The following is a 22171-nucleotide window of genomic DNA, read 5'->3' as shown; positions in this document are numbered from 1 at the left end:
CAGGGGGCGGGGCCGCGCCCTTCCTACGCCGAGCCGAAGACCTCGATCTTGCACCGGGCGCTTCCGGACCGCGCGATCCGCGCGTCGCACGTGACGAGCGGGACCTGGAGCCCTTCCGCGAGGGCGACGTACGTGGCGTCGTAGGCAGAGAGATTGGCGTACAACTCGCGGACCCGGGCGAGCACCGGAAGGTGCTCCATCCGTCGCAGAGGAAGAGACCCGAAGTCGTCGAACGCGGCGTCCAACTGCCGGTCGGAAAGCTTTCCGCCCCGGTGACGGCCGAGCAGCGCATGAGCGACTTCCACGTCGAGCAAGTGGGGCGCGGCAAGCCGTTCGCCGAGCACCCGCTCACGAACCGCCTCGCCCGTCGGCCCCGCGTCGGCGACCAGCAGGACGACCGCGCTCGCGTCGATCACGATCATTCGCGCCGCCGTCCGGCGTCGAGGTCCCCCAGGACCTCGTCCACGCTCAGCTCGGCCGACACCCGGGAACGGATCCGCGCGACGACGTCCTCGATCGACGGTGTCGCAACCTCTTCCTCCAGCAGCGCCCGGGCGTATGCCTGGAGGGACTGACGGCTGCGTGCGGCTCGTATCTTCAGCTCGGCGAGGGCCTCGTCGGACAGGTCGCGTACGTACAAGGTAGCCATGCGACAAGAGTAGTGGCACCGCAAGCATTCTGCTAGCACTGCTTCCCGGCCGACGCCGGCCCGCCGGTTGCGGCCGTGTGACGAGGCCCACAGGGAACGTTCCGCACGGGCGGCTCCTCTTCGGGGTGTTGGTACCCGATACCGAGGGGGAGCACATGAACGACACCACCCGCCGCAGCCTGGGCACGGCGCTCGCGGCCCTGCTGGCCGTGGACGGCCTCGTCCACCTGTACTGGGCCACGGGGCGCACCTGGCCCGCCCCCGACGCGCACGAGCTGTCCCTCGCCGTCCTCGGCACCGAGGTCTCCTTCGCCCCGCCCGTCGTCCTGCCGCTCGCCGCGCTCACCCTCTCCGGCGCCGCCGCCGTCCTGGTGCGCCGGTCGGCGAACGGGTGCTGCTTCCCGGGAGTCCTGCGCCCCGCTGACGCAGGCTCCAGAGCCGCTTCCTGATCATCGGCATGGCGGCGGCCCCGGAACCGGGCGGCGGCACCCGCGTGGCCCTGACCGGCGGCATACGGGTCCCGGCCCCCCAGCCGTGCCCCGGGCCACCCCCGGGGCACGGCCGGCGAACCGGCCGGGGCGCGGCTAGCTACCGACCTTGGCCTGTGCCTGTTCGGCGAGCTTCAGGTGGGCCTGGAGGACCGGCAGGTCCTTGCGTGCCTCGTCGATGACCTGCTGGTTGCTGCCAGTCGCTATCTGCTTCTTGGCGTCGGAGATGTCCATCTTGTGGTCGTCGATCTCGGTCTTCACATACTGCTTGTCGAAGGCGGCGCCGTGCAGCTTGGCCAGTTGGGCCAGCTCTGCCCGCTGCTTGCTGTCGGGAGTGGTGGGGAGTGTGACCTTCAGCTGTGCGGCGAGCTTCTTGACGTCCTGCGAGGACTTGGTGTGGTCGGATGCGAGCCGTGCGCCCAATTGCTTGACGACGGCGCTTTGCGCGTGGGTTTGGGCCATCTCGCCGCCCTGAATCTCGAACAGGTCCCCGGCAGCGGATGTCTTCGTCCAGGTCAGGTCTTGCTGCGAGGGGCTGGTAGCCGCGAGAGCGGTGACCGGCGACATCGCCACCACGGCGATGACACCTGCGGTGAGGGCGGCTGCTTTGGGACTGGGCATGGTGACTCTCCTCGCGCAGAGGGGAAAGGCACGGGCCGCACGCGTTGCAGAAGGGTCCGATCTGCCGACGCCGCGCAAGGCCGGCCGCTGATCTATCACCCAGTTTCCATGGTTTCGTCCACCACGCAACAAGAGCAAAAAGGGGACAAATTTGCCGGCATTGTCCCATCTCAGGTCGCCGAGGTGTCCAGCTCGCACCACACCGTCTTGCCGGGGCTGCGCAGCCCGACGCCCCACCGGTCGGCGACGGCCGCGACGAGCAGCAGCCCCCGGCCCCGTTCGGCGGCGGCGTCCCGGTCCGCGATGCGCGGCCGGCCGCCGCCGCTGTCGTGCACCTCGACCCGGACGACCCCGTCGAAGCGGAACAGCCGCAGGCGGTAGCCCCGGCCGGGGGGCACGCCGTGCAGCAGGGCGTTGGTGGCCAGCTCGCTCACGCAGAGCAACACGTCGTCCAGGCGGGCCCCGGCGCCCCACGCGTCGAGCGTCTGCGCCGCGAACTCCCTGGCAGCGCTCACGGTCTGACGGCTGCGCGGATAGAACCGGTCCCGCACGAGGGCGGGTTCATTCGTCACGTTCACCTGACGAGCGTCGCGGCGTGTGACTAGCGTCATAGAGGCGACCGACCCGTACTCCTCACTGAGTACGGGTTGGCACGGCTATCACTCGTGCTCAGGTGGGGAGTTCACTTTCATGCCACCAAGGAAAAGGGTCCGCCCGAACGCGACGGCCATCAAGATGGTCGGCGAGCTGGTCGCTGTCGCCCGCGTAGCAAAAGGACTGACCCAGCGCGCCCTGGCCGAACTGGTCGTCATCGACGTCGAAACGCTGGCCTCCATCGAGCAGGGCAGACGCGTCCTGATGCCGGACGTCGCCGAGCGGATGGACCGGATCCTCGGCCTCCCCGGGCTGCTGACGGTCGCCGCGAACCGGCTGCCGGAGGTCGACACCATCCCGGCCTGGGCCGAGGAGTACATGGAGCGCGAGCGGGAGGCCCTGGCGCTGTCCTGGTACGACACCATGACCGTGCCGGGGCTGCTCCAGACCGAGGCGTACGCCCGCGCGGTGCTCGGCTGCCGCGTCCCCTACGCGGGCGAGGACTGGATCGAGCTCCAGACCGCCCTACGGACCAAGCGCCAGGAAATACTGCGCCGCCCCACCCCTCCGACCCTCAGCTTCGTCATCTGGGAGGCGGCCCTGCGCGACCGGATCGGCGGCGACGAGGTCTACCGGGAGCAGCTCCGCCACCTGCGCGCCTGCGCCGACCGCCCGGCGATCGCCCTCCAGATGCTGCCGCTCGGCATCACCGCCCACGCGGGTCTCGACGGCCCGTTCACCCTGCTGGAGACCCCCGAGCACCAGCACCTCGCCTACTCGGAAACCCAGCGCGGCAGCATGCTCGTCAGGGACCCGAACGAGGTCAGCATCCTCACTCAGAAGTATGCGATGCTGCGGTCACAGGCCCTCAACTTCGATGAGACGAAGGACCTGTTGGACCGGCTGCTAGGAGAGCGATGAGCACCGAACTCGTGTGGTTCAAGTCCAGCTACAGCGGCAGCGAAGGCGGCCAGTGCCTCGAAGTGGCCGTCGCCTGGCGCAAGTCGAGCTACAGCGGCAGCGAGGGCGGTGCGTGCGTCGAGATGGCCACCTGCCCCACCGACCAGGTACACGTGCGGGACTCGAAGGTCCCGCACGGTCCCGTCCTCACCCTTTCACCCGCTACCTGGACCCGCCTCGCTCACTGGGTCAGCGGGTAGGAGTGCCGGCCCGACTCCGCGTCGATCTCGGTGTGGGCCTTGTCCAGTAGCTGCGACGCGAGATCCATGAGCGCCCGCGCGCCCGCGATCTCCTCACCGACCCGGAGCTGGTCCGTGTCGGACGGATGGCGCATGGCGTATCCGTGCGCCCGCAGTTCTGTGCCGTCCATGAGCCTGAGCAGGGCTGCCGCGCTGGTGCGGTGGCCCTCCTCGGTGAATTCGAGCTCCACATGCCACCCGGCGAGCGTGGCCATAGGGGATCACCTCCGGAGGTCGACCTCTTCCCTCCCAGGGTGCGCCCGGCCACCGGCCTACGGCCAGTCGACCATCCCGTAGAAGAGGACCCAGGCCAGAACGACGGCCGAGGGCGCGAGCGCGGCGAGGACCACGCGCTTCGCGGCGTGGCGCCGCTGCCACGGCAGCGCCCAGGCGGTGACCAGCAGGACGAGCGCCACGGCCAGGCCGGCCTGGAACACGGTGAAGGCGGCGGCGAAGCTGTCGTCGAAGGCGCGGGCCTCGTCGCCGTTGCAGGAGTCACAGGCCATCGGGCTGATCCCGGCGAAGAACAACGCCACCAGCCCGAGCGGCAGCGTGATCAGGGTCGTCACCAGCGGCGCGACGAAGGCGCGGCGGTCACGGGCGGTGCCGGTGGTGATGGCGGCGGCGTTCTGCGTCATGCCCCCATCAAGCCACCACACGGCCCCCGGCGCATGAGTGCCCGTACTCACCGACGCGGGCCGGGCTACCCAGGCCGCCGCCCCTCACCGCCGGAACCCCCTCAGCGCTCCCGGCCCAGCCACTGCGCGACCTCGGTCGCCCAGTACGTGAGGATCGTGTCCGCGCCCGCCCGCTTGATGCCGAGCAGCGTCTCCATGACGGCGCGGTCGCGGTCGATCCAGCCCTTCTCGGCGGCCGCCTCGACCATCGCGTACTCGCCGCTGATCTGGTACGCGGCCACCGGCACGTCCACCGCCTGCGCGACCCGGTACAGGATGTCCAGGTAGGGGCCCGCGGGCTTGACCATGACCATGTCGGCGCCCTCCTCCAGGTCCAGCGCCAGCTCCCGCAGGGACTCGCGGGCGTTTGCCGGGTCCTGCTGGTAGGTCTTGCGGTCACCCTGGAGGGAGGAGGCGACGGCCTCGCGGAAGGGACCGTAGAAGGCGGAGGAGTACTTGGCGGTGTAGGCGAGGATCGACACATCCTCGTGCCCCGTCTCGTCCAGCGCGTCGCGGATGACCCCGACCTGGCCGTCCATCATGCCGCTGGGGCCCACGACGTGGACGCCTGCGTCGGCCTGGACCTGCGCCATCTCGGCGTAGCGCTCCAGCGTCGCGTCGTTGTCGACCCGGCCGTGCTCGTCGAGCACCCCGCAGTGGCCGTGGTCGGTGTACTCGTCCAGGCAGAGGTCGGACATGATCACCAGATCGTCCCCCACCTCCGCCTTCACGTCGCGGATCGCGACCTGGAGGATGCCGTCCGGCTCCGTGCCCGCCGTGCCCAGCGCGTCCTTGTTCTCGTCCGCCGGGACACCGAAGAGCATGATCCCCGCGACGCCCGCCGAGACGGCCTCCACGGCGGCCTTCCGCAGGGTGTCGCGGGTGTGCTGGACCACGCCCGGCATCGCCGAGATCGGCAGGGGTTCGCTGATGCCCTCGCGCACGAAGGCGGGGAGGATCAGGTCCGAGGGGTGCAGGCGGGTCTCCGCGACCATCCGTCGCATCGCCGGGGTGGTGCGCAGCCGGCGGGGGCGCGAGCCGGGGAAGGATCCGTACGTGCTCATCTTCTAGTCGCCTCTTCGAGCGTCGAGAACAGTCGGGAACCAGCGTAGGCCGTGGCCGCCCGCGCCCCCGCGCCGCACCACGCCCCGGACGCCCCCGGTACGGCGCGGGGCCCGGACGCCTTCGCGTCCGGGCCCCGCCCCACGGCCGTACGGCCGGCCTTGCCGCCCTCAGGTGGTGCGGCGGCGGCGCGCGCCCGGGCGGCGCTCACTCGGCCGGTACACCGACTCGCCCGCCTCCTTGGCCGCCTCGCGGCGCGCGGCCCCGTACTCGGCCAGCGCCTCGGCCAGCTTCGACACCGACGGCTCGGGCGACAGCACGTCGACCCGCAGGCCGTGCTCCTCCGCCGTCTTGGCCGTCGCCGGGCCGATGCAGGCGATCACGGTCACGTTGTGCGGCTTGCCGGCGATCCCGACGAGGTTGCGCACCGTCGAGGACGAGGTGAAGAGCACGGCGTCGAAGCCGCCGCCCTTGATCGCCTCACGGGTGTCCGCCGGCGGCGGCGACGCGCGCACCGTCCGGTAGGCGGTGACGTCGTCGACCTCCCACCCGAGCTCTATCAGGCCCGCGACCAGCGTCTCGGTCGCTATGTCCGCGCGCGGCAGGAAGACGCGGTCGATCGGGTCGAAGACCGGGTCGTACGGCGGCCAGTCCTCCAGCAGCCCGGCGGCCGACTGCTCGCCGCTCGGCACCAGGTCCGGCTTCACACCGAACTCGACCAGCGCGGCGGCGGTCTGCTCACCCACCGCGGCGACCTTGATGCCCGCGAAGGCGCGTGCGTCGAGCCCGTACTCCTCGAACTTCTCCCGCACCGCCTTCACCGCGTTGACGGAGGTGAACGCGATCCACTCGTAGCGGCCGGTGACCAGGCCCTTGACGGCCCGCTCCATCTGCTGCGGGGTGCGCGGCGGCTCCACGGCGATGGTCGGCACCTCGTGCGGCACCGCACCGTACGAACGCAGTTGGTCGGAGAGCGAGGCGGCCTGCTCCTTGGTGCGCGGCACGAGCACCCGCCAGCCGAACAGCGGCTTCGACTCGAACCAGGCCAGGTCCTCGCGGCGCGCGGTGGCGCCGTGCTCGCCGACCACGGCTATGACGGGCCGCGAGCCCTCGGGCGAGGGGAGCACCTTGCCCTGCTTGAAGACCTGCGCGACGGAACCCAGCGTCGCGCTCCAGGTCCGCTGTCGGGTCGTCGTACCGGCCACGGTCACCGTGAGCGGGGTGTCGGGCTTGCGCCCGGCGCCCACCAGCTCGGCGGCGGCGGCCGACACCGTCTCCAGCGTCGCGGAGACGACGAGGACGCCGTCGCTGGCGCCGACCTCGCTCCAGCAGCGCGCGGAGGCGGTACGGGCGTCCAGGAAGCGCACGTCGGCGCCCCCCCGGCCGCGCAGCGGCACACCGGCGTACGCGGGCACGCCGACGGCGGTCGCGACGCCGGGCACCACCTCGAAGGGAATCCCCTCGGTGGCGCAGACGAGCATCTCCTCGGCCGCGTTGCCGTCGAGTCCGGGGTCGCCGGTGACGGCTCGCACGACCCGCCTGCCGGCCCGCGCGGCCTCCATGACAAGATTGGTGGCGTCGCGGATCACCGGCACCCCGGCGGCTGCTGACATTTCGTCAGCTACCGTCAGCTGCGGCGTGTCGACACCCGCGCGCGCGTGGGTACGGACGACCTCCAGCACCTCGGGCTCGGCGATCAGCACGTCCGCCGAGGCGAGCGCCTCGACGGCGCGCAGCGTCAGCAGGCCGGGGTCACCGGGGCCCGCGCCCAGGAAGGTGACGTGCCCGTGGGCGGCGACCGCCGCGAAAGCGGAGGGGGTGGGACGTGAGGGGTTCAAAGCGATCGCTCCCCCATCAGACCGGCCGCGCCCTTGGCCAGCATCTCGTCCGCGAGTTCGCGGCCGAGCGCCATGGCCTCGTCGTAAGACTGGGGCACGGGACCGGTGGTGGACAGCTGCACCAGCGTCGAGCCGTCGAGGGTTCCGACGACTCCGCGCAGGCGCATCTCATTGACAATCCGCCCGTCGGCCAGAAGGTCGGCGAGCGCGCCCACGGGGGCGCTGCATCCGGCCTCCAGGGCGGCGAGGAGGGACCGCTCGGCGGTCACGGCGGCCCGGGTGAACGGGTCGTCGAGTTCGGCGAGGGCGGCGATCAGGGCCGTGTCCGACGCGAGGCACTCCACGGCCAGGGCTCCCTGGCCGGGTGCGGGCAGCACGTTGTCCACGGACAGCAGGTCGGTGGCCTCGTCGCCGCGCCCGATCCGGTTCAGGCCGGCGGCGGCCAGGACGACGGCGTCGAGCTCACCAGCGCGCACGTACCCGATCCGGGTGTCGACGTTCCCGCGGATCGGCACGGTCTCGATGACCTTGCCCAGGCTCTTGGCGTACGCGTGCAGCTGCGCCGTGCGGCGCGGCGAACCGGTACCGATCCGCGCGCCGTCGGGCAGCCGCTCGAAGGTCAGGCCGTCACGGGCGACGAGCGCGTCCCGCGCGTCCTCCCGCTTCGGCATGGCCGCGATCACCAGTTCCCCGGGCTGCGTGGTCGGCAGGTCCTTGAGCGAGTGGACGGCGAAGTCCACCTCACCCCGGGCCAGCGCGTCCCGCAGGGCGGTGACGAAAACGCCGGTGCCCCCGATCTGCGCGAGGTGCTCGCGGGACACGTCACCGTAGGTCGTGATCTCCACGAGCTCGACGGGCCGGCCGGTGACCGCCCGTACCGCCTCGGCGACGTGCCCGGACTGGGACATGGCCAACTTGCTGCGTCGCGTGCCAAGCCGGAGGGGCTGGTCGGGACGTGTGTTCATGATGCCCGTCCTGGGTCGTCGTTCTTCGGATCGGCCGCGTCCGCCCGGCTGACGGAGGCCACCGTCTGAGGGTCGAGGTCGAAGAGTTCACGCAGCGCCTCCGCGTACCCGGCGCCGCCGGGCTCGCTCGCGAGCTGCTTGACGCGCACGGTCGGCGCGTGGAGGAGCTTGTCTACGACGCGCCGCACGGTCTGCGTCACCTCGGCCCGCTGGCGCTCGTCCAGATCCGGCAGGCGTCCGTCGAGCCGGGCCACCTCCATGGCCACCACCTCGGCGGCCATGGCGCGCAGCGCGACGACGGTGGGCGTGATGTGCGCGGCCCGCTGCGCCGCGCCGAAGGCCGCCACTTCCTCGGCGACGATCGCGCGCACCGCGTCGACGTCGGCCGCCATCGGGGCGTCCGCCGAGACCTCGGCGAGCGACTCGATGTCCACGAGCCGCACGCCGGGGATCCGGTGGGCGGCCGCGTCGATGTCGCGCGGCATGGCCAGGTCGAGCAGCGCGAGCCGGACCGGCCGGACGTCGACCTGGCTCCGGGCGCCCTTGCGGGGCTGCCGGTGCGCGGCGGCCTCGCCCTGGTCGGCCCAGGTGCCGTGCAGCTCCAGGGAGTTGGCGTCGACACCGGTGAGCGCGGAGCGCCCGTCGGGGCCCACGGGGCACCCGTCGGTCTCGGCGGGAGCGCTGGTGATGGTCCGCGCCGCTCCGGCGTCGGCGAGCCGTCGGCCGCCTTCGGCGGCGGCGACCAGCCGGGCGAGTACGTCCCGGTCCAGCCCGGCCACGTCCGGCGCGGCGGGAGCCGCGGGGGTGTGGGGTACGGGTTCGGGTTCGGGTGCGGGTGCGGTGTCGCGGGAGACGGCGGCGAGCACGTCGTCGGCGGTCAGCACCAGCCCGGTCGCCCCGGTGCAGGAGACCACCACGTCGGCCCGCGTCAGCTCGTCCGCGACCGAGGCCATCGGAACGGCCCGCGCCGTCACCCCGGTGCCCGAGGCAACCAGAATCCCGGCCAAACGCTCCGCCCGCTCCGCGGTCCGGTTCGCCACGACGATCTCGGCGACGCCGACCCGGGCCAGGGTGGCCGCCGCCAGCGACGACATCGAGCCGGCGCCGATCACCAGCGCCCGCTTGCCCGCCGCCCACGCGGGGACCTCGGCGCCCATGGACAGCTGTTCCAGCCCGAACGTCACCAGCGACTGCCCGGCCCGGTCGATCCCGGTCTCCGAGTGCGCCCGCTTGCCGACGCGCAGCGCCTGCTGGAACAGGTCGTTGATCAGCCGACCCGCCGTGTGCTGCTCCTGCCCGAGCGCCAGGGTGTCCTTGATCTGCCCGAGGATCTGGCCCTCGCCGACCACCATCGAGTCCAGCCCGCACGCCACCGAGAACAGGTGGTGCACCGCCCGGTCCTCGTAGTGCACGTAGAGATAGGGGGTGAGCTCCTCCAGGGCCACCCCGCTGTGCTGCGCCAGCAACGTCGACAGCTCGGCCACACCGGCGTGGAACTTGTCCACGTCCGCGTACAGCTCGATGCGGTTGCAGGTGGCGAGCACCGTCGCCTCCGTCGCCGGCTCGGCGGCGAGGGTGTCGTGCAGCAGCTTGACCTTGGCGTCGGCGGACAGCGAGGCCCGCTCCAGCACGCTCACCGGCGCGCTGCGGTGGCTCAGCCCTACGACCAGGAGACTCATGCCGGCATCACCGCCGGGACGTCACCCTCGGGGCCGCCCTTGCGGACGGCGGACGCGGTGGCGGTGGCGGGAGAGGTGGCGGTTGCGGTTGCGGTTGCGGCAGCGGCAGCCGCGGCGGCGGTCACCGGGTTCGCGGCGGCGCCGGTCGCGGAGTCCGCGGCGGCGGCCGCTTCCTCACCGGCCTTGCGCTGCTCGTGGAAGGCCAGGATCTGGAGCTCGATCGACAGGTCCACCTTGCGCACGTCCACACCGTCCGGCACGGACAACACGGTCGGCGCGAAGTTCAGGATCGAGGTGACACCGGCGGCGATGAGCCGCTCGCTCACCTGCTGCGCCGCGCCCGCCGGGGTGGCGATGACCCCGATGGAGACGCCGTTCTCCTCGATGATCTTCTCCAGCTCATCGGTGTGCTGCACGGGCATGCCGGCCACCGGCTTCCCCGCCATCGCCGGGTCCGCGTCGATCAGCGCCGCCACGCGGAACCCGCGCGAGGCGAAGCCGCCGTAGTTGGCCAGGGCCGCGCCGAGGTTGCCGATGCCGACGATGACGACCGGCCAGTCCTGGGTCAGCCCGAGTTCGCGGGAGATCTGGTAGACGAGGTATTCGACGTCGTAGCCGACCCCGCGCGTCCCGTACGAGCCGAGGTAGGAGAAGTCCTTGCGGAGTTTGGCGGAGTTGACCCCGGCTGCGGCCGCGAGCTCTTCGGAGGACACCGTGGGCACCGATCGCTCGGAGAGCGCGGTGAGGGCACGCAAGTACAGCGGAAGCCTGGCGACAGTGGCCTCGGGAATACCTCGGCTGCGGGTCGCCGGTCGGTGAGTTCGGCCAGTTGCCACGATGCTCCTGCGGGATGAGCGGGGCTGCAGGCGGTCACTTGTCCCAAGACCGCCCCGTCGGAAGCAGGCTATGTCTTTGTGAACGCGTGCACAAAGATTGTGTCCGCTTTGTCCGCCCAAAGTGACCGGGGTCACGCGGTCCGGTCGTCGGGGGGCGGAGCCGGGGGCGGGCCGAACCCGTTCAAATCCGGTGGGGGGCAAAGCGGTACACACTCCTCATCGATACGCGCCCGAGCCCCCACAAATCGCCCATGATGGTAACCGGCCTGACGGTCAGCCCTCCAACGCCCGGCGCAGTCGCTCCGGGTTCACCCTCCAGAAGGTGTGCTGTTCGCCGTCCACCAGCACCACCGGGATCTGCTCCCAGTGCAACCGGTACAGCTCCTCGTCCTGCGAGATGTCCTTCTTCTCCCACCGCGCCCCGGTCTCGGCGCAGATCTTCTCGACCACCTCCTGCGCGTCGTCACACAGATGGCATCCCGGCTTCCCGATGAGCGTGACCAGCCGCTCCTCGGGGCGCTTCTTCTCCTTGCGGCGCAACAGAGGACTCATGTCCTCATTGTCCCGCGCCGCGGGGACCGCGCAGCCGGCCCGCCGACCGCCGGGCCGACGGCCGGCAAAGGGCCGCGGAGGGGGACGGGAAGCGACGGGGAAGCAGCGGGGAAGCGGCCGTTCCGAAGAGTTCACGCCCGCGTTCCTCCTCGGTTCGGGAACTCCCGAACACAATGGCTATGCTCGCGTCATGGCCGCTCTGGGATGGCTCACCCACCGTAGGCGCTCCGCCACCGCGCGGAGCGTGCTGGCAGGCGAGGCTTCGGCCGAGGCCGCCCGCAAGAGCGCGCAGGAGGAGGCGCCACCTCTGCCCGGAGCGCCGGAGGCGGCTCCGCGCGAGTCGGCCCGGAAGCCTGCGGAGAAGCCCGCCGAGAAGCCCGCCGAACCAGAGTTCCCGGTCCGGGGCGACGATCTCGCCGCCGCCTTCTTCGACCTCGACAACACCGTCATGCAGGGCGCCGCGATCTTCCACTTCGGCCGCGGCCTCTACAAGCGCGAGTTCTTCCGCCGCCGCGAACTGGCCCGCTTCGCCTGGCAGCAGGCGTGGTTCCGGCTCGCCGGGGTCGAGGACCCCGAGCACATGCAGGACGCCCGTGACAGCGCGCTGTCCATCGTCAAGGGCCACAAGGTCTGCGAACTCATGGCGATCGGCGAGGAGATCTACGACGAGTACATGGCCGAGCGGATCTGGCCGGGCACCCGCGCCCTGGCCCAGGCCCACCTCGACGCCGGCCAGAAGGTGTGGCTGGTCACGGCCGCCCCCGTCGAGACCGCCACGATCATCGCCCGCCGCCTCGGCCTGACCGGCGCCCTGGGCACCGTCGCCGAGTCCGTCGACGGCGTCTACACGGGCCGCCTGGTCGGCGAGCCGCTGCACGGCCCCGCCAAGGCGGAGGCGGTACGGGCCCTGGCCGCCGCCGAGGGACTCGATCTCGAACGCTGCGCCGCCTACAGCGATTCGCACAACGACATTCCGATGCTGTCGCTGGTCGGACATCCGTACGCGATCAATCCCGATACAAAACTGCGCAAGCATGCCCAGGCACACGACTGGCGCCTGCGCGACTATCGGACCGGCCGCAAGGCCGTGAAGGTCGGCGTCCCGGCCGCCGCCGGAGTCGGCGCGATCGCAGGCGGCGCGGCCGCGGCGATCGCCCTGCACCGCCGCCGCAAGTAGCCGGCGCCCCACCCGCCGCCCGCCCGCGATCCCGGGCGGGCAACCCCGCACCTCTACCCGCGCCGTCGGCGCGGCACTCCGGCCTGCCCGACTCGGTCGCGCCACACCCCGGAAGCGCCCATTCCGCGTACCCAACCGATCAAGAACCGATCACCAACTGCGACTGAATATGCCCTCGGTACGCAACAGAAGTGTCGTAACCGGTGATTTGAGCAACTGGGTGTAGCGCTGCCTGTACGAAGCGTTATTCTCCTCAAACGCATGCCACCGACCATCTGTCGCCACGACGGGTGAACGGTCCCGCACTGCACGTGATGGAAGCTCTGCCTCTGGGAGTCCCGTGTACCCACCTGTCGGGGTTGACGCCTCGGGCCTGGCTACGCTGCGCGCGACGGTCCTCGACCACCTGCGCGGCTTCGTCCCCACCGCGTACGCCGTCCCCGCCCTCGCCGCCGCGGTCCCTGCCGGGCTCGGCCCGGCCGGTCCTTGCTACGCCCTGACCGACGGTGGGGCGACGGTGGGCAGACGCGGTCGCGCGGGCGGTGCGGGCACCGCCACCGGCACGAGCGCGCCCGCCGCCCGCCGCCCCACCGCGGACAGCGACCAGGCCCGCATGATGGACCTGGTCGAACGCGCGCAGGCCGGCGAGGCCGAGGCGTTCGGCCGGCTCTACGACCAGTACAGCGACACGGTGTACCGCTACATCTACTACCGCGTCGGCGGCAAGGCGACCGCGGAGGATCTCACCAGCGAGACCTTTCTGCGCGCGCTGCGCCGCATCTCCACCTTCACCTGGCAGGGCCGCGACTTCGGGGCCTGGCTGGTGACGATCGCGCGCAACCTGGTCGCCGACCACTTCAAGTCCAGCCGCTTCCGCCTGGAAGTGACCACGGGCGAGATGCTGGACGCCAACGAGGTGGAACGCTCCCCCGAGGACTCCGTCCTGGAGTCCCTCTCCAACGCGGCCCTGCTGGAGGCCGTACGAAAACTCAACCCGCAGCAGCAGGAGTGCGTGACCCTGCGCTTCCTACAGGGCCTCTCGGTCGCCGAGACGGCCCGGGTGATGGGCAAGAACGAGGGCGCGATCAAAACGCTCCAGTACCGGGCGGTCCGCACCCTGGCCCGTCTCCTCCCTGACGACGCCCGCTGACCGCCTCCCGACGCCGATCCCCTTGATGACTCCGATGCCGCTGTGGTCCGATCATCCTTCGTCCGTAACCCAAGTGCCGCGCCGCTCGTTGTGCGGAATGCAGGCTCCCTGTGGACACGCCCTGCCCGAAGCCGCTCACTCGAAAGTGTGGATGTGCTCAAGGAAGGCAACCTTCCGGACACCTGGGGGAGTCGATCGTCATGACGAGAGGAGGTGCCGCCAGTGATCGCGAACGTGACTCCGCACCGGCGGGCGAACGCCTTCGCCCAGGCCCTGGAGGATCGGACCCCGTCCGACCTTTCGGAACCGGACCCGGCGGCCGAGCAGTCCGAGGCACCTGCCGAATCTGCCGACCACGACCGGTTGTTGGCCCTGGCGAACGCGCTCGGCGAGAGAATGCCGCGCCCGGTGCTGGACCCCGAGGTCAAAGTGGTGCAACGAGCACAGCTCGTCGCCGCCATGGAGGCCCTGGTAATGGAAGAGAGGGCCGGGGGCGGTGCCGCTCCCGACCCTCTGGTGCCCGAACAGCGGACCGGCCGCGGCGCCCACCGGGCGACCTCGCTCCGGAAATTGCGGCCCCGCTCCCGCTGGTCCAAGGGCATCGCAGCGGGCGGCCTCACCGTGGGTGTGGCCGCGGGGGCCTTCGGCGGAGTGGCCGCTGCCAGCACCGACGCCCTGCCCGGTGACTCCCTCTACCCCGTCAAGCGGGGCATGGAGGACATCAAGCTGGGCATGGCCGACGAGGACTCGGACCGGGGCGAGCTCTACCTCGACCAGGCTTCGAACCGGCTGTTCGAGGCCCGCAGACTCATGGAGCGCGGCCGGACCGGCGTCCTGGACCACGAGTCCCTGGGCGCGATCCGCCGGGCCCTGGCGGGCATGAGCCACGACGCGGCGGAGGGCCACCGGCTGCTCCAGGCCGCGTACGAGCGGGACGGATCGCTCGGCCCGATGCAGATGCTGTCCTCGTTCTCCCGCTCTCACCGCGACGCGTGGGGCAAGCTCCGGGAAAAGCTCCCGGCTCAGCTCACCGACGTCGGGGGCCAGGTCGAGTCGGTCTTCCAGGCCATAGACGAAGACGTGGCGCCCATCCAGAACCTGCTGCCCAAGCCCCCGGAGCAGTCCCGCGGCGCCACGGGCGGCCAGGCGAAGCCCAGCGCCTCCCCCGGCAAGCAGCAGTCCGAGGCCCCCGCAGGCCAACCGGCGGCGTCCCCCCCGAGCGCGCCCCCGTCAGCGGCCTCCAAGCCCCCGGCCCCCGGCGGGCTCCTGGGCGGAACCGGTGATCTGCTCCACCCGCCGGCCGACGGCCACTCCGCGCCGCCCCCCTCGGGAGCGGCCCCGGACCACCCCCGGCCGGACATCACCCTCCCGCCGCTCCTGCCCGGCCTGCTCCCGGGCCTGGGCCTCAAGGCGGAGGACACCGAATAGCGCGAAGCGGTGCCCGGCGGACCATCCCGCCGGGCACCGCCTTGTCGTGTCCCGTCCCGGGCTCTCGCCCCGGGGCCGGCGCCCGCCGCCGCAAGAGCCGCCGTCAGAAGAAGACCGACCGCCGCTGCACCAGCAACCGGTACAGGGTGTGTTGTATCTGCTCCCGCACCTGGTCCGTCAGGTTGAACATCAGCATCGGATCCTCCGCCGCCTCCGCCGGATACCCGTCCGTGGAGATCGGCTCCCCGAACTGGATCGTCCACTTCGTCGGCAACGGCACCATCCCGAGCGGCCCCAGCCACGGGAACGTCGGAGTCACCGGGAAGTACGGCACGCCCAGCAACCGCGCCAGCGTCTTCGCGTTGCCGACCATCGGGTAGATCTCCTCCGCCCCCACGATCGAACAGGGCACGATCGGCGTCCGCGCCAGCAGCGCCGTCGACACGAACCCGCCCCGCCCGAACCGCTGGAGCTTGTACCGCTCCCCGAAGGGCTTCCCGATCCCCTTGAAGCCCTCCGGCATCACCCCGACGAGCTCCCCGGCCTCCAGCAGCCGCTGGGCGTCCTCCGCACAGGCCAGCGTGTGACCCGCCTTGCGTGCCAGCTCGTTCACCACCGGCAGCATGAACACCAGGTCCGCGGCCAGCAGCCGCAGGTGCCGCTCCGCCGGATGGTGATCGTGCACCGCCACCTGGAGCATCAGCCCGTCCAACGGCAACGTCCCGGAGTGGTTCGCCACGATCAGCGCGCCGCCCTCCTTCGGGATGTTCTCGATGCCCTTGACCTCGACCCGGAAGTACTTGTCGAACAGCGGCCGCAGCATGGACATCAGGACCTGGTCCGTCAGCTCCTTGTCATAGCCGAAGTCGTCGACCTCGTACTCCCCGGTGATCCGCCTGCGCAGGAACGCCAGCCCGCCGGCGATCCGCCGGTCCCAGTCACCCGACCGCGCCCCGGGCCCGGCGGTCTCCACCGCCCGCGCGGCCTCCGCGGCCGGCTCCGGTACGGGCTGCACCACCGGCTCCCCCGCCTGCGGAGCCACCCGCACCCGTCGCGCCGGCCGCCGTCGTGGCCGCTCCTCGTCGAACGGGATGACCTTCGCGTCCGCCACTATCGCTCCGCTCCCTCAGCCGCCGGCCCGACACCCGACAGATCCGCGTTCAGCATCCCGGCCACCCGGTCCACGGCCCGTCCCACCCGCTCCGGCGGCAGCGGCCCGCTTCCCCGACTCCGCGCGAAGTCCGCGAACGTCTCGGCGGTCGTGTACATCGGCTCGAACCCTAGGGTGGACCGCATCTGCGTGGTCTCCACGACCCGCCCGTGCGTCAGCAGTCGGATCTGTTCGGGCGAGAAATCGGTCACCCCGACCGCCCGCAGCGCCGACCCCACCCACGTCACCGCGGGCATCACCAGCGGCACCGTCGGCCGCCCCAGCCGCCGCGCGCACTGCGACAGCAGCAACACCCCGTCGCCCGCGATGTTGAAGGTACCGCTGTTCAGCGTCCCCCGCTCGGGCTCCCCGGCCGCCAGCCGCAGCACCTCCATCACGTCGTCCTCGTGGACGAACTGCAGCCGCGGGTCGTACCCCAGCACGGTCGGCATCACCGGGATCGAGAAGTACTCGGCCAACGCCGAATCCGCGTACGGCCCCAGGATGTTCGCGAACCTCAGCACGCACACCGCCACGTCCGGCCGCCTGCGCGCGAAGCCCCGTACGTACCCCTCGACCTCCACCGCGTCCTTCGCGAAGCCGGCCGCCGGCAGCGACTTCGGCTGCGTGGTCTCGGTGAAGACGGCCGGATCCCGCGAGGTGCCCCCGTACACGCTGGTACTGGACTTCACCACGAGCCGCCGCACCGTCGGGGACTTCTGGCAGGCCCCGAGCAGCTGCATCGTCCCGATGACGTTCGTTTCCTTCACGGCGCTGCGCGCGCCGCCACTGCCCGCGCTGCCTCCCGTCACGGCGAGGTGCACCACCGTGTCGACGGCGTGCTCGGCCAGCACCCGGGCGATGGCGGACCGTCTGATGTCCGTACGCACGAACTCCGCCGCACCGAGCCGGTGCGCGGGACTCACCGAATCCACCGCGATCACCCGATCGACATCCGGCTCGCGCTGGATGCGGCGCACGAAGCGGCTCCCCAGCTGCCGGGCAGCACCAGTGACGAGAACGACCTTGCCCACGAGTTCAGCGCCTCCCTCGAAGAAGTCCCCCGGCTACACCGCAGCCCCTCCACCAGGATGGTGGAGGGGCTGCGGAGAACACGTACAGCTGCCGTTTACTTCTTGTTACGGCGCTGGACGCGGGTGCGCTTGAGCAGCTTGCGGTGCTTCTTCTTGGCCATCCGCTTACGCCGCTTCTTGATAACAGAGCCCACGACTACCCTCGCTCACTTCTCGGAACATCCCCGCGCCAGCGGGGATCGGTGCGGGGCGTCTGGGCCCACACGACCTACGTCGGCCTAGCCTACCCGCCCGAGCTCTGAGCTTGTAATCCGAGCCCAACCCGAGAGTCATCTCAAGCCGACTCCACCCCCACATAAGACTCCCGGAGGTACTCGTGCACCGCGTTCTCGGGGACCCGGAAGGACCGGCCCACCCGGATGGCGGGCAGATGACCGTTGTGCACCAGGCGGTACACGGTCATCTTCGACACTCGCATCACCGAGGCGACCTCCGCCACGGTCAGGAACTGAACCTCACTGAGAGGCCTCTCGCCAGCAGCCATGACACACCTTGACCTTCCGCGCATGACGGGCACCGGCTTCCCCTCCGGTTACGCCCCGTCGTCGCACGCTCACTCCCAGAGTAGGGGCGTGTGATACGAGTGGGGAAGAGGAGCTACGGCCACTCCTGACGCCACGGCAGACCCGCCCGGTCGAGCAGGTAGCGCGTGAGCGGTCTGTAGAAGTCCGCGGCCACCCCGTCATCAAGCGGAACCGTCACCGCGACCCGCCCCTCGGCCTCCCCGACGAACAGTGCCGGATCATCCGTATCCGCCAACCCGATCACCTCCACACCCAACTGACCTGCACCGCAGACCCACCCGTGGTCCCCCACCACCAATTCCGGCAACGGCCCGCCGGCGTCCGCCAACGCCCCCAGCGCGACCCGAACCGGCAGCGGCGAATGGGTGTGCGCGCCGGTGACACTCGCGGGTGGCCGCGCGCCGGGTTCCCGCACCAGTGCGACCCCCCGTACGTAATCGATCCGGTGCGCGCGTACGCCGAACCGGGTCGCCATGTCGACACGGACCCCCTGCGCCGGGGTGAGGACAACACAGCCCGCCGCCGACAGGGCCCGCGCCAAACTGGCGTAGAACCCCAGGAGGCGGTGCGGATGCCCCGTCCCGAACAACACGGGCGACCGCAGCCGCGCCGCCTCCCGCAGCCGCGCCGCGAAAGCCTCCAACCCGGCCAAAGTCCGCTCCGGATCGATCACGTCCGGCCCGCTGACCTGCGACGGGTCCGCCGACACCCCACACCGGTCGGCCATCAGCCGCAGCAGATCACCCTCGGCCCAACGCCACTGCGGCTCCAGCCCCAACAGCACCCGCGGATCGCCCGCCGCGAACAGCCTGTAACTGCGCAGGCTCTCCTCACGCGAGGTGGCGACGGGCCCGGCCAACCGGGAAGCCAGCAGATGCGCACGTAACGCGCCGGTGCTCAACACCCTCCGATGCTGCCGCACCGAACCCGGCACCTCATCAATTCCACCGAACAGCCCCACCGTTGGCGTAACGATGCTTCGCCACGACCGCCCCCTACACGAGCATCCCGCGCAGCGGGAACGCCGCCCTCCGCGTCGCCAGGACGGCCTGATCCGTGCTGTCCGCCGGGTCGTATCCCGCCTCCCAGTCCCGCCATCCGACCGTCCGGCCGTCCGTCATCCGCGCCGGCCCCGGCTGCCGGGTCCGCGCGTACACCTCGCTCCGCCACTCCTGCGGCACCTCCGCGGCCGGATCGACCGGCCGGTGCGCCGCGATCCCCACCAGATGGGTCCACGACCGCGGTACGACGTCCACCACCGCGTAGCCACCCCCGCCCAGGGCGAGCCAGCGACCGTCCGCGTACTCGTGCGCCAGCCGGTGACACGCCTCCTGGACGGCCCGCTGCGCGTCCAACGACACCGCCAGATGGGCCAGCGGATCCTCGAAGTGCGTGTCGGCCCCGTGCTGGGACACCAACACCTGCGGCCGGAAGTCCGCGAGGAGCTCCGGCACCACCGCGTGGAAGGCGCGCAGCCACCCCTCGTCACCGGTCCCCGCCGGCAGCGCCACGTTGACCGCCGAGCCCTCGGCGGCCGGGCCGCCCGTCTCCTGCGGCCACCCGGTCTGCGGGAACAGCGTCCGCGGATGTTCGTGCAGGGACACCGTCAGCACCCGGGGGTCGTCCCAGAACGCCGCCTGCACCCCGTCGCCGTGGTGCACGTCCACATCCACGTACGCGACGCGCTCGGCGCCCAGCTCCAGCAGCCGGGCGACCGCCAGCGCCGCGTCGTTGTAGACGCAGAACCCGGCCGCGCCGCCCGGCATCGCGTGGTGCAGCCCGCCCGCGAAGTTGACCGCGTGCCCGGCCTCCCCGCGCCAGATCGCCTCGGCCGCCGCCACCGACTGCCCGGCGATCAACGCCGACGCCTCGTGCATCCCGCGGAACGCCGGATCGTCGACGGTCCCGAGCCCGTACGAACCGTCGGCCACCCCGGGGTCGGCCGACACCTCCCGCACCGCGGCGACGTAGTCCTCCCGGTGCACGAGCCGCAGCGTCGAATCCCCCGCCGCGCGGGCCGCCCGCACCTCCATGGCCCGGTCCAGCCCGAAGGCCCGCACCAGGCCCATGGTCAGCGCCAGGCGCACCGGGTCCATCGGATGGCCCGGCCCGAAGTCATACCTCGTTACCGCCTCGTCCCACATCAACAACCCGCGGCCGCTCATGCCCGACACCGTATCGGGCCCCGCCGACGCCGAAGGAACGGGCATAGAACAGCGTCACCAACACCAGCACCATCGGCACCAGCATCGCGCCCCGGTAGCTCCAGGCGTCCCCTATCCCACCGACCAGCGGCGAACCAACCAGGAACCCCACGTAGTTGAAGACGTTCAGCCGGGCGACGGCCGTGTCCGACGCCCCGGGGCCGAACTTCTCGACGGCGAGTCGCCCGGCGGCCGCGAAGGTCTGCGGCACGATCACACACAGCCCGATCCCCAGCAACGTGAACCCGAGCATCCCCGCCCACGCCCCGGGCGCGGCGGCCACCACCGCGAAGCCGCCCGCCGCGACCACCGTCCCCGCCCGTACCACCGCGACCGGCCCGAAGCGGCGTACGCCCAGGTCCCCGACGGCCCGCCCGAGCAGCGTGGTCACCATGTACACGTTGTACGGGACCGTCGCGAGTTGCTCCGAACTCCCCAGCACGGCCTGGAGGTACTTGGCGCTCCAGTTCGAGACGGTCGAGTCCCCGATGTACGCGCACGCCATCACCAGGCACAGAGGCAGCAACAGCCCGAACCCGCCGGGCCCCAGTCCCTTCCCCGCTTCCTCGCCCGGCCCCGGGCCGCGCTGGTCCACGTAGAACCGGCTGCCCGCCAAGGCCGCCGGCAACAACAGGACGACGGCCGGCAGGTAACTCGTGAAGAGCCCCAGATGCCAATGGGCCCCCGCCCACGCGGCGGAGGCCCCGACGATCCCGCCCAGGCTGTACGAGGCGTGGAACCCGAGCATGATGCTGCGGCCGTACGTCCGCTGGAGGCTCACGCCGAGCATGTTCATGGAGGCGTCGAGCGCCCCGACCGACAGTCCGAACGCCCCCAGCGCCAAGGCCACGTGCCACAACTGCCCGCCGGCCCCGACCCCGAGGAGCGCGAGCAGCACGAGCGGCTGGGCCCACCTGAGGACCAGGCTGGGCGCGACCCGCTTCACCAGGTGCTCGGTCGCCACGCTGGCGGCGCCGGCGAGGATCGGGACGGCGGCCAGGAAGGCGGGCAGCAGGCCGTCGGATATCCCGTACTGGTTTTGGATGGCGGGGATCCGCGTCACGAGCAGGGCGAAGGTCACGCCCTGCACGAAGAAACTGAACCCGAGGGACAACCGGCCACGGCGCAGCCGCACGTCATCTGTCATGGCGGCTCAGCGTAGGGCTCCGGGCTACCGGTGGGTAGAGCGATCACACACCAATCGACGGTGGCTCGTGGGGAGTCACTCCTCGATGCCGAGCAGCCGGATCAGGTCCTTCATCTCCCCGAAGCACGCCTTCGCACCGGCCAGCCGGTCGGCGGGCATCATCCCGGTGAACCCGTACACGTCCATCCCGGCGGCCACGGCCGCCTCCACTCCGAGCGGGCTGTCCTCGACGACCACGCACCGCGCCGGCTCGACGCCCATCCGGTCCGCGGCGTGCAGGAACAGATCGGGAGCCGGCTTGCCCCGGCCCACATCCTGCGAGCTGAAGATCCACTCCTCCTCGAACCACCCGTCGATCCCGGCGGCCCGATGCCCGACCCTGATGCGCTCGTGACTCCCGGAGGACGCGAGGCAGTAGGCGATCCCGTGCGCGGTCAGCGCCCCGAGCACTTCCTCCACGCCGGGGACGGGCCGCAACTCCCGCGCGAACGCCTCGAACGTCCGGGAGTGGAGCTTCTCGTCGAAGTCCTCGGGCAACCGCTGCCCGGTCCGCTCCAGCACCAGATCGTGCACCCGATGCACGGCGCCCCCCATGTAGTCGCGGAGCGACTCGTCGTACGAGGTCGGATGACCGAGCTCACTGAGGTAGCCGGCGAGGATCGTGTTGGCGAGCGGCTCGCTGTCCACCAGCACGCCGTCGTTGTCGAAGATGACGAGGTCATAGCCCATACGAACACCCTACGAGTCAACAGCTCGGCAGCCCCGTCATCCCATGCCGGGCATCCGTAGGACTTTTACCGGTGGAGGGTGGATTGCCCCGGAAACGCAGAAAAGCCCCGCACCGAACCCGGTAAAGGGCTGGTGCGGGGCTTCCGCAATGATTGTTCGGCGGCGTCCTACTCTCCCACAGGGTCCCCCCTGCAGTACCATCGGCGCTGAAAGGCTTAGCTTCCGGGTTCGGAATGTAACCGGGCGTTTCCCTAACGCTATGACCACCGAAACACTATGAAGTTAACCAACCGGGCATGGACACAGTTCGTTACTTCAGAACTAACACAGTGGACGCGAGCAACTGAGGACAAGCCCTCGGCCTATTAGTACCAGTCAGCTCCACCCGTTACCGGGCTTCCACATCTG

26 protein-coding genes and 1 rRNA gene are annotated in these 22171 nt (G+C 71.3%); 6 read left to right on the top strand and 21 right to left on the bottom strand.

From position 1 onward, the window contains the following. Positions 1 to 23 precede the first annotated feature (23 nt). On the bottom strand, positions 24 to 422 hold the full coding sequence (locus tag ABZ934_RS16075; protein ID WP_361313026.1) for a type II toxin-antitoxin system VapC family toxin: 399 nt from the start codon (positions 420 to 422) through the stop codon (positions 24 to 26). After that, positions 419 to 649: an antitoxin gene (locus ABZ934_RS16070; protein ID WP_361313025.1), complete on the bottom strand. Its 231-nt coding sequence runs from the start codon at positions 647 to 649 to the stop codon at positions 419 to 421. Before ABZ934_RS16070 ends, ABZ934_RS16075 begins: the two co-directional genes overlap by 4 nt. Positions 650 to 804: 155 nt before the next feature. On the opposite strand from ABZ934_RS16070, the gene ABZ934_RS16065 reads away from it, so the two are divergent. Further along, entirely contained in the window at positions 805 to 1098 is a 294-nt protein-coding gene (locus tag ABZ934_RS16065; protein WP_361313024.1) for a hypothetical protein, read from the top strand. A 135-nt stretch (positions 1099 to 1233) separates the two neighbouring features. Here the strand turns inward: ABZ934_RS16065 and ABZ934_RS16060 are convergent, their stop codons facing one another. Both ABZ934_RS16060 and ABZ934_RS16055 read right to left on the bottom strand, forming a co-directional pair. Continuing rightward, entirely contained in the window at positions 1234 to 1758 is a 525-nt protein-coding gene (locus ABZ934_RS16060; protein WP_361313023.1) for a DUF4142 domain-containing protein, read from the bottom strand. A 170-nt stretch (positions 1759 to 1928) separates the two neighbouring features. Next, positions 1929 to 2336 carry an ATP-binding protein gene (locus ABZ934_RS16055; protein ID WP_361313021.1) on the bottom strand — a complete coding sequence of 136 codons (408 nt, stop codon included), beginning with the start codon at positions 2334 to 2336 and terminating at the stop codon, positions 1929 to 1931. Between the two features lie 112 nt (positions 2337 to 2448). Here ABZ934_RS16055 and ABZ934_RS16050 point away from each other — a divergent pair, with 112 nt between their 5' ends. After that, entirely contained in the window at positions 2449 to 3273 is an 825-nt protein-coding gene (locus ABZ934_RS16050; RefSeq protein ID WP_361313020.1) for a helix-turn-helix transcriptional regulator, read from the top strand. Further along, positions 3270 to 3512, top strand: coding sequence for a DUF397 domain-containing protein (locus ABZ934_RS16045; RefSeq protein WP_361313019.1), 243 nt, complete (start codon positions 3270 to 3272; stop codon positions 3510 to 3512). The genes ABZ934_RS16050 and ABZ934_RS16045 overlap by 4 nt, the downstream gene beginning before the upstream one ends. Here the strand turns inward: ABZ934_RS16045 and ABZ934_RS16040 are convergent. From ABZ934_RS16040 to ABZ934_RS16005, 8 genes are all read right to left on the bottom strand, one after another. Continuing rightward, the gene (locus ABZ934_RS16040) at positions 3494 to 3766 is read right to left on the bottom strand and encodes a DUF1876 domain-containing protein (protein WP_361313018.1); all 273 of its coding nucleotides are present in this window, start codon (positions 3764 to 3766) and stop codon (positions 3494 to 3496) included. The genes ABZ934_RS16045 and ABZ934_RS16040 overlap by 19 nt on opposite strands. Before the next feature lie 57 nt (positions 3767 to 3823). Continuing rightward, on the bottom strand, positions 3824 to 4189 hold the full coding sequence (locus ABZ934_RS16035) for a hypothetical protein (protein WP_361313016.1): 366 nt from the start codon (positions 4187 to 4189) through the stop codon (positions 3824 to 3826). A 101-nt stretch (positions 4190 to 4290) separates the two neighbouring features. Next, positions 4291 to 5292, bottom strand: a complete 1002-nt coding sequence (gene hemB, locus ABZ934_RS16030) for a porphobilinogen synthase (RefSeq protein WP_361313015.1) — start codon at positions 5290 to 5292, stop codon at positions 4291 to 4293. A 168-nt stretch (positions 5293 to 5460) separates the two neighbouring features. Continuing rightward, positions 5461 to 7128 carry a bifunctional uroporphyrinogen-III C-methyltransferase/uroporphyrinogen-III synthase gene (locus tag ABZ934_RS16025; RefSeq protein ID WP_361313013.1) on the bottom strand — a complete coding sequence of 556 codons (1668 nt, stop codon included), beginning with the start codon at positions 7126 to 7128 and terminating at the stop codon, positions 5461 to 5463. After that, positions 7125 to 8093, bottom strand: coding sequence for a hydroxymethylbilane synthase (gene hemC / locus ABZ934_RS16020; RefSeq protein WP_361313012.1), 969 nt, complete (start codon positions 8091 to 8093; stop codon positions 7125 to 7127). Before hemC ends, ABZ934_RS16025 begins: the two co-directional genes overlap by 4 nt. After that, positions 8090 to 9772 carry a glutamyl-tRNA reductase gene (locus ABZ934_RS16015; protein ID WP_361313011.1) on the bottom strand — a complete coding sequence of 561 codons (1683 nt, stop codon included), beginning with the start codon at positions 9770 to 9772 and terminating at the stop codon, positions 8090 to 8092. The genes hemC and ABZ934_RS16015 overlap by 4 nt, the downstream gene beginning before the upstream one ends. After that, positions 9769 to 10608: a redox-sensing transcriptional repressor Rex gene (locus ABZ934_RS16010; protein WP_361313010.1), complete on the bottom strand. Its 840-nt coding sequence runs from the start codon at positions 10606 to 10608 to the stop codon at positions 9769 to 9771. Before ABZ934_RS16010 ends, ABZ934_RS16015 begins: the two co-directional genes overlap by 4 nt. Before the next feature lie 273 nt (positions 10609 to 10881). Then, the gene (locus ABZ934_RS16005) at positions 10882 to 11160 is read right to left on the bottom strand and encodes a glutaredoxin family protein (RefSeq protein ID WP_361313009.1); all 279 of its coding nucleotides are present in this window, start codon (positions 11158 to 11160) and stop codon (positions 10882 to 10884) included. 190 nt (positions 11161 to 11350) lie between these two features. Here ABZ934_RS16005 and ABZ934_RS16000 point away from each other — a divergent pair, with 190 nt between their 5' ends. The 3 genes from ABZ934_RS16000 (at position 11351) to ABZ934_RS15990 (ending at position 14915) form a co-directional block, all read left to right on the top strand. Next, positions 11351 to 12337 (top strand): HAD-IB family hydrolase, encoded by a 987-nt coding sequence (locus tag ABZ934_RS16000; protein ID WP_361313007.1) that lies wholly within the window; start codon positions 11351 to 11353, stop codon positions 12335 to 12337. A gap of 340 nt (positions 12338 to 12677) precedes the next feature. Then, a complete protein-coding gene (locus tag ABZ934_RS15995) occupies positions 12678 to 13487 on the top strand; it encodes an ECF subfamily RNA polymerase sigma factor, BldN family (RefSeq protein ID WP_361313006.1) in 810 nt (269 codons plus the stop codon). A gap of 222 nt (positions 13488 to 13709) precedes the next feature. Beyond that, positions 13710 to 14915, top strand: coding sequence for a DUF5667 domain-containing protein (locus ABZ934_RS15990; protein ID WP_361313004.1), 1206 nt, complete (start codon positions 13710 to 13712; stop codon positions 14913 to 14915). A 103-nt stretch (positions 14916 to 15018) separates the two neighbouring features. On the opposite strand, the gene ABZ934_RS15985 is transcribed toward ABZ934_RS15990, so the two are convergent. The 9 genes from ABZ934_RS15985 to rrf form a co-directional block, all read right to left on the bottom strand. Continuing rightward, positions 15019 to 16026, bottom strand: a complete 1008-nt coding sequence (locus ABZ934_RS15985) for a lysophospholipid acyltransferase family protein (protein ID WP_361313002.1) — start codon at positions 16024 to 16026, stop codon at positions 15019 to 15021. Continuing rightward, positions 16026 to 17099, bottom strand: a complete 1074-nt coding sequence (locus ABZ934_RS15980; protein WP_361313000.1) for an NAD-dependent epimerase/dehydratase family protein — start codon at positions 17097 to 17099, stop codon at positions 16026 to 16028. Before ABZ934_RS15980 ends, ABZ934_RS15985 begins: the two co-directional genes overlap by 1 nt. A 95-nt stretch (positions 17100 to 17194) precedes the next feature. After that, positions 17195 to 17293, bottom strand: a complete 99-nt coding sequence (locus ABZ934_RS15975; protein WP_003948845.1) for an AURKAIP1/COX24 domain-containing protein — start codon at positions 17291 to 17293, stop codon at positions 17195 to 17197. Between the two features lie 140 nt (positions 17294 to 17433). After that, entirely contained in the window at positions 17434 to 17643 is a 210-nt protein-coding gene (locus ABZ934_RS15970) for a helix-turn-helix domain-containing protein (RefSeq protein ID WP_008738568.1), read from the bottom strand. Between the two features lie 113 nt (positions 17644 to 17756). Beyond that, a complete protein-coding gene (locus ABZ934_RS15965) occupies positions 17757 to 18587 on the bottom strand; it encodes a phosphatase (protein ID WP_361312998.1) in 831 nt (276 codons plus the stop codon). A gap of 91 nt (positions 18588 to 18678) precedes the next feature. Continuing rightward, a complete protein-coding gene (locus ABZ934_RS15960) occupies positions 18679 to 19848 on the bottom strand; it encodes an acetoin utilization protein AcuC (protein WP_361312997.1) in 1170 nt (389 codons plus the stop codon). Next, on the bottom strand, positions 19799 to 21034 hold the full coding sequence (locus ABZ934_RS15955; protein ID WP_361312995.1) for an MFS transporter: 1236 nt from the start codon (positions 21032 to 21034) through the stop codon (positions 19799 to 19801). The genes ABZ934_RS15960 and ABZ934_RS15955 overlap by 50 nt, the downstream gene beginning before the upstream one ends. A 75-nt stretch (positions 21035 to 21109) precedes the next feature. Next, positions 21110 to 21763, bottom strand: coding sequence for an HAD family hydrolase (locus ABZ934_RS15950; RefSeq protein ID WP_361312993.1), 654 nt, complete (start codon positions 21761 to 21763; stop codon positions 21110 to 21112). Between the two features lie 154 nt (positions 21764 to 21917). After that, positions 21918 to 22034, bottom strand: a 5S ribosomal RNA gene (gene rrf / locus ABZ934_RS15945). Positions 22035 to 22171 lie beyond the last annotated feature (137 nt).

This window comes from Streptomyces sp. NPDC046557, assembly GCF_040645975.1.
Lineage (GTDB): Bacteria > Actinomycetota > Actinomycetes > Streptomycetales > Streptomycetaceae > Streptomyces.
This window is presented reverse-complemented; position numbering and strand designations above follow the sequence as displayed.

Excerpts from the sequence above, each read along its gene's own strand:
- ABZ934_RS16075 (WP_361313026.1), bottom strand. The coding sequence starts at position 422 with ATGATCGTGATCGACGCGAGCGCGGTCGTCCTGCTGGTCGCCGACGCG.
- ABZ934_RS16070 (WP_361313025.1), bottom strand. The coding sequence starts at position 649 with ATGGCTACCTTGTACGTACGCGACCTGTCCGACGAGGCCCTCGCCGAG.
- ABZ934_RS16065 (WP_361313024.1), top strand. The coding sequence starts at position 805 with ATGAACGACACCACCCGCCGCAGCCTGGGCACGGCGCTCGCGGCCCTG.
- ABZ934_RS16060 (WP_361313023.1), bottom strand. The coding sequence starts at position 1,758 with ATGCCCAGTCCCAAAGCAGCCGCCCTCACCGCAGGTGTCATCGCCGTG.
- ABZ934_RS16050 (WP_361313020.1), top strand. The coding sequence starts at position 2,449 with ATGCCACCAAGGAAAAGGGTCCGCCCGAACGCGACGGCCATCAAGATG.
- ABZ934_RS16045 (WP_361313019.1), top strand. The coding sequence starts at position 3,270 with ATGAGCACCGAACTCGTGTGGTTCAAGTCCAGCTACAGCGGCAGCGAA.
- ABZ934_RS16040 (WP_361313018.1), bottom strand. The coding sequence starts at position 3,766 with ATGGCCACGCTCGCCGGGTGGCATGTGGAGCTCGAATTCACCGAGGAG.
- ABZ934_RS16035 (WP_361313016.1), bottom strand. The coding sequence starts at position 4,189 with ATGACGCAGAACGCCGCCGCCATCACCACCGGCACCGCCCGTGACCGC.
- hemB (WP_361313015.1), bottom strand. The coding sequence starts at position 5,292 with ATGAGCACGTACGGATCCTTCCCCGGCTCGCGCCCCCGCCGGCTGCGC.
- hemC (WP_361313012.1), bottom strand. The coding sequence starts at position 8,093 with ATGAACACACGTCCCGACCAGCCCCTCCGGCTTGGCACGCGACGCAGC.
- ABZ934_RS16015 (WP_361313011.1), bottom strand. The coding sequence starts at position 9,772 with ATGAGTCTCCTGGTCGTAGGGCTGAGCCACCGCAGCGCGCCGGTGAGC.
- ABZ934_RS16005 (WP_361313009.1), bottom strand. The coding sequence starts at position 11,160 with ATGAGTCCTCTGTTGCGCCGCAAGGAGAAGAAGCGCCCCGAGGAGCGG.
- ABZ934_RS16000 (WP_361313007.1), top strand. The coding sequence starts at position 11,351 with ATGGCCGCTCTGGGATGGCTCACCCACCGTAGGCGCTCCGCCACCGCG.
- ABZ934_RS15970 (WP_008738568.1), bottom strand. The coding sequence starts at position 17,643 with ATGGCTGCTGGCGAGAGGCCTCTCAGTGAGGTTCAGTTCCTGACCGTG.
- ABZ934_RS15960 (WP_361312997.1), bottom strand. The coding sequence starts at position 19,848 with ATGAGCGGCCGCGGGTTGTTGATGTGGGACGAGGCGGTAACGAGGTAT.
- ABZ934_RS15955 (WP_361312995.1), bottom strand. The coding sequence starts at position 21,034 with ATGACAGATGACGTGCGGCTGCGCCGTGGCCGGTTGTCCCTCGGGTTC.
- ABZ934_RS15950 (WP_361312993.1), bottom strand. The coding sequence starts at position 21,763 with ATGGGCTATGACCTCGTCATCTTCGACAACGACGGCGTGCTGGTGGAC.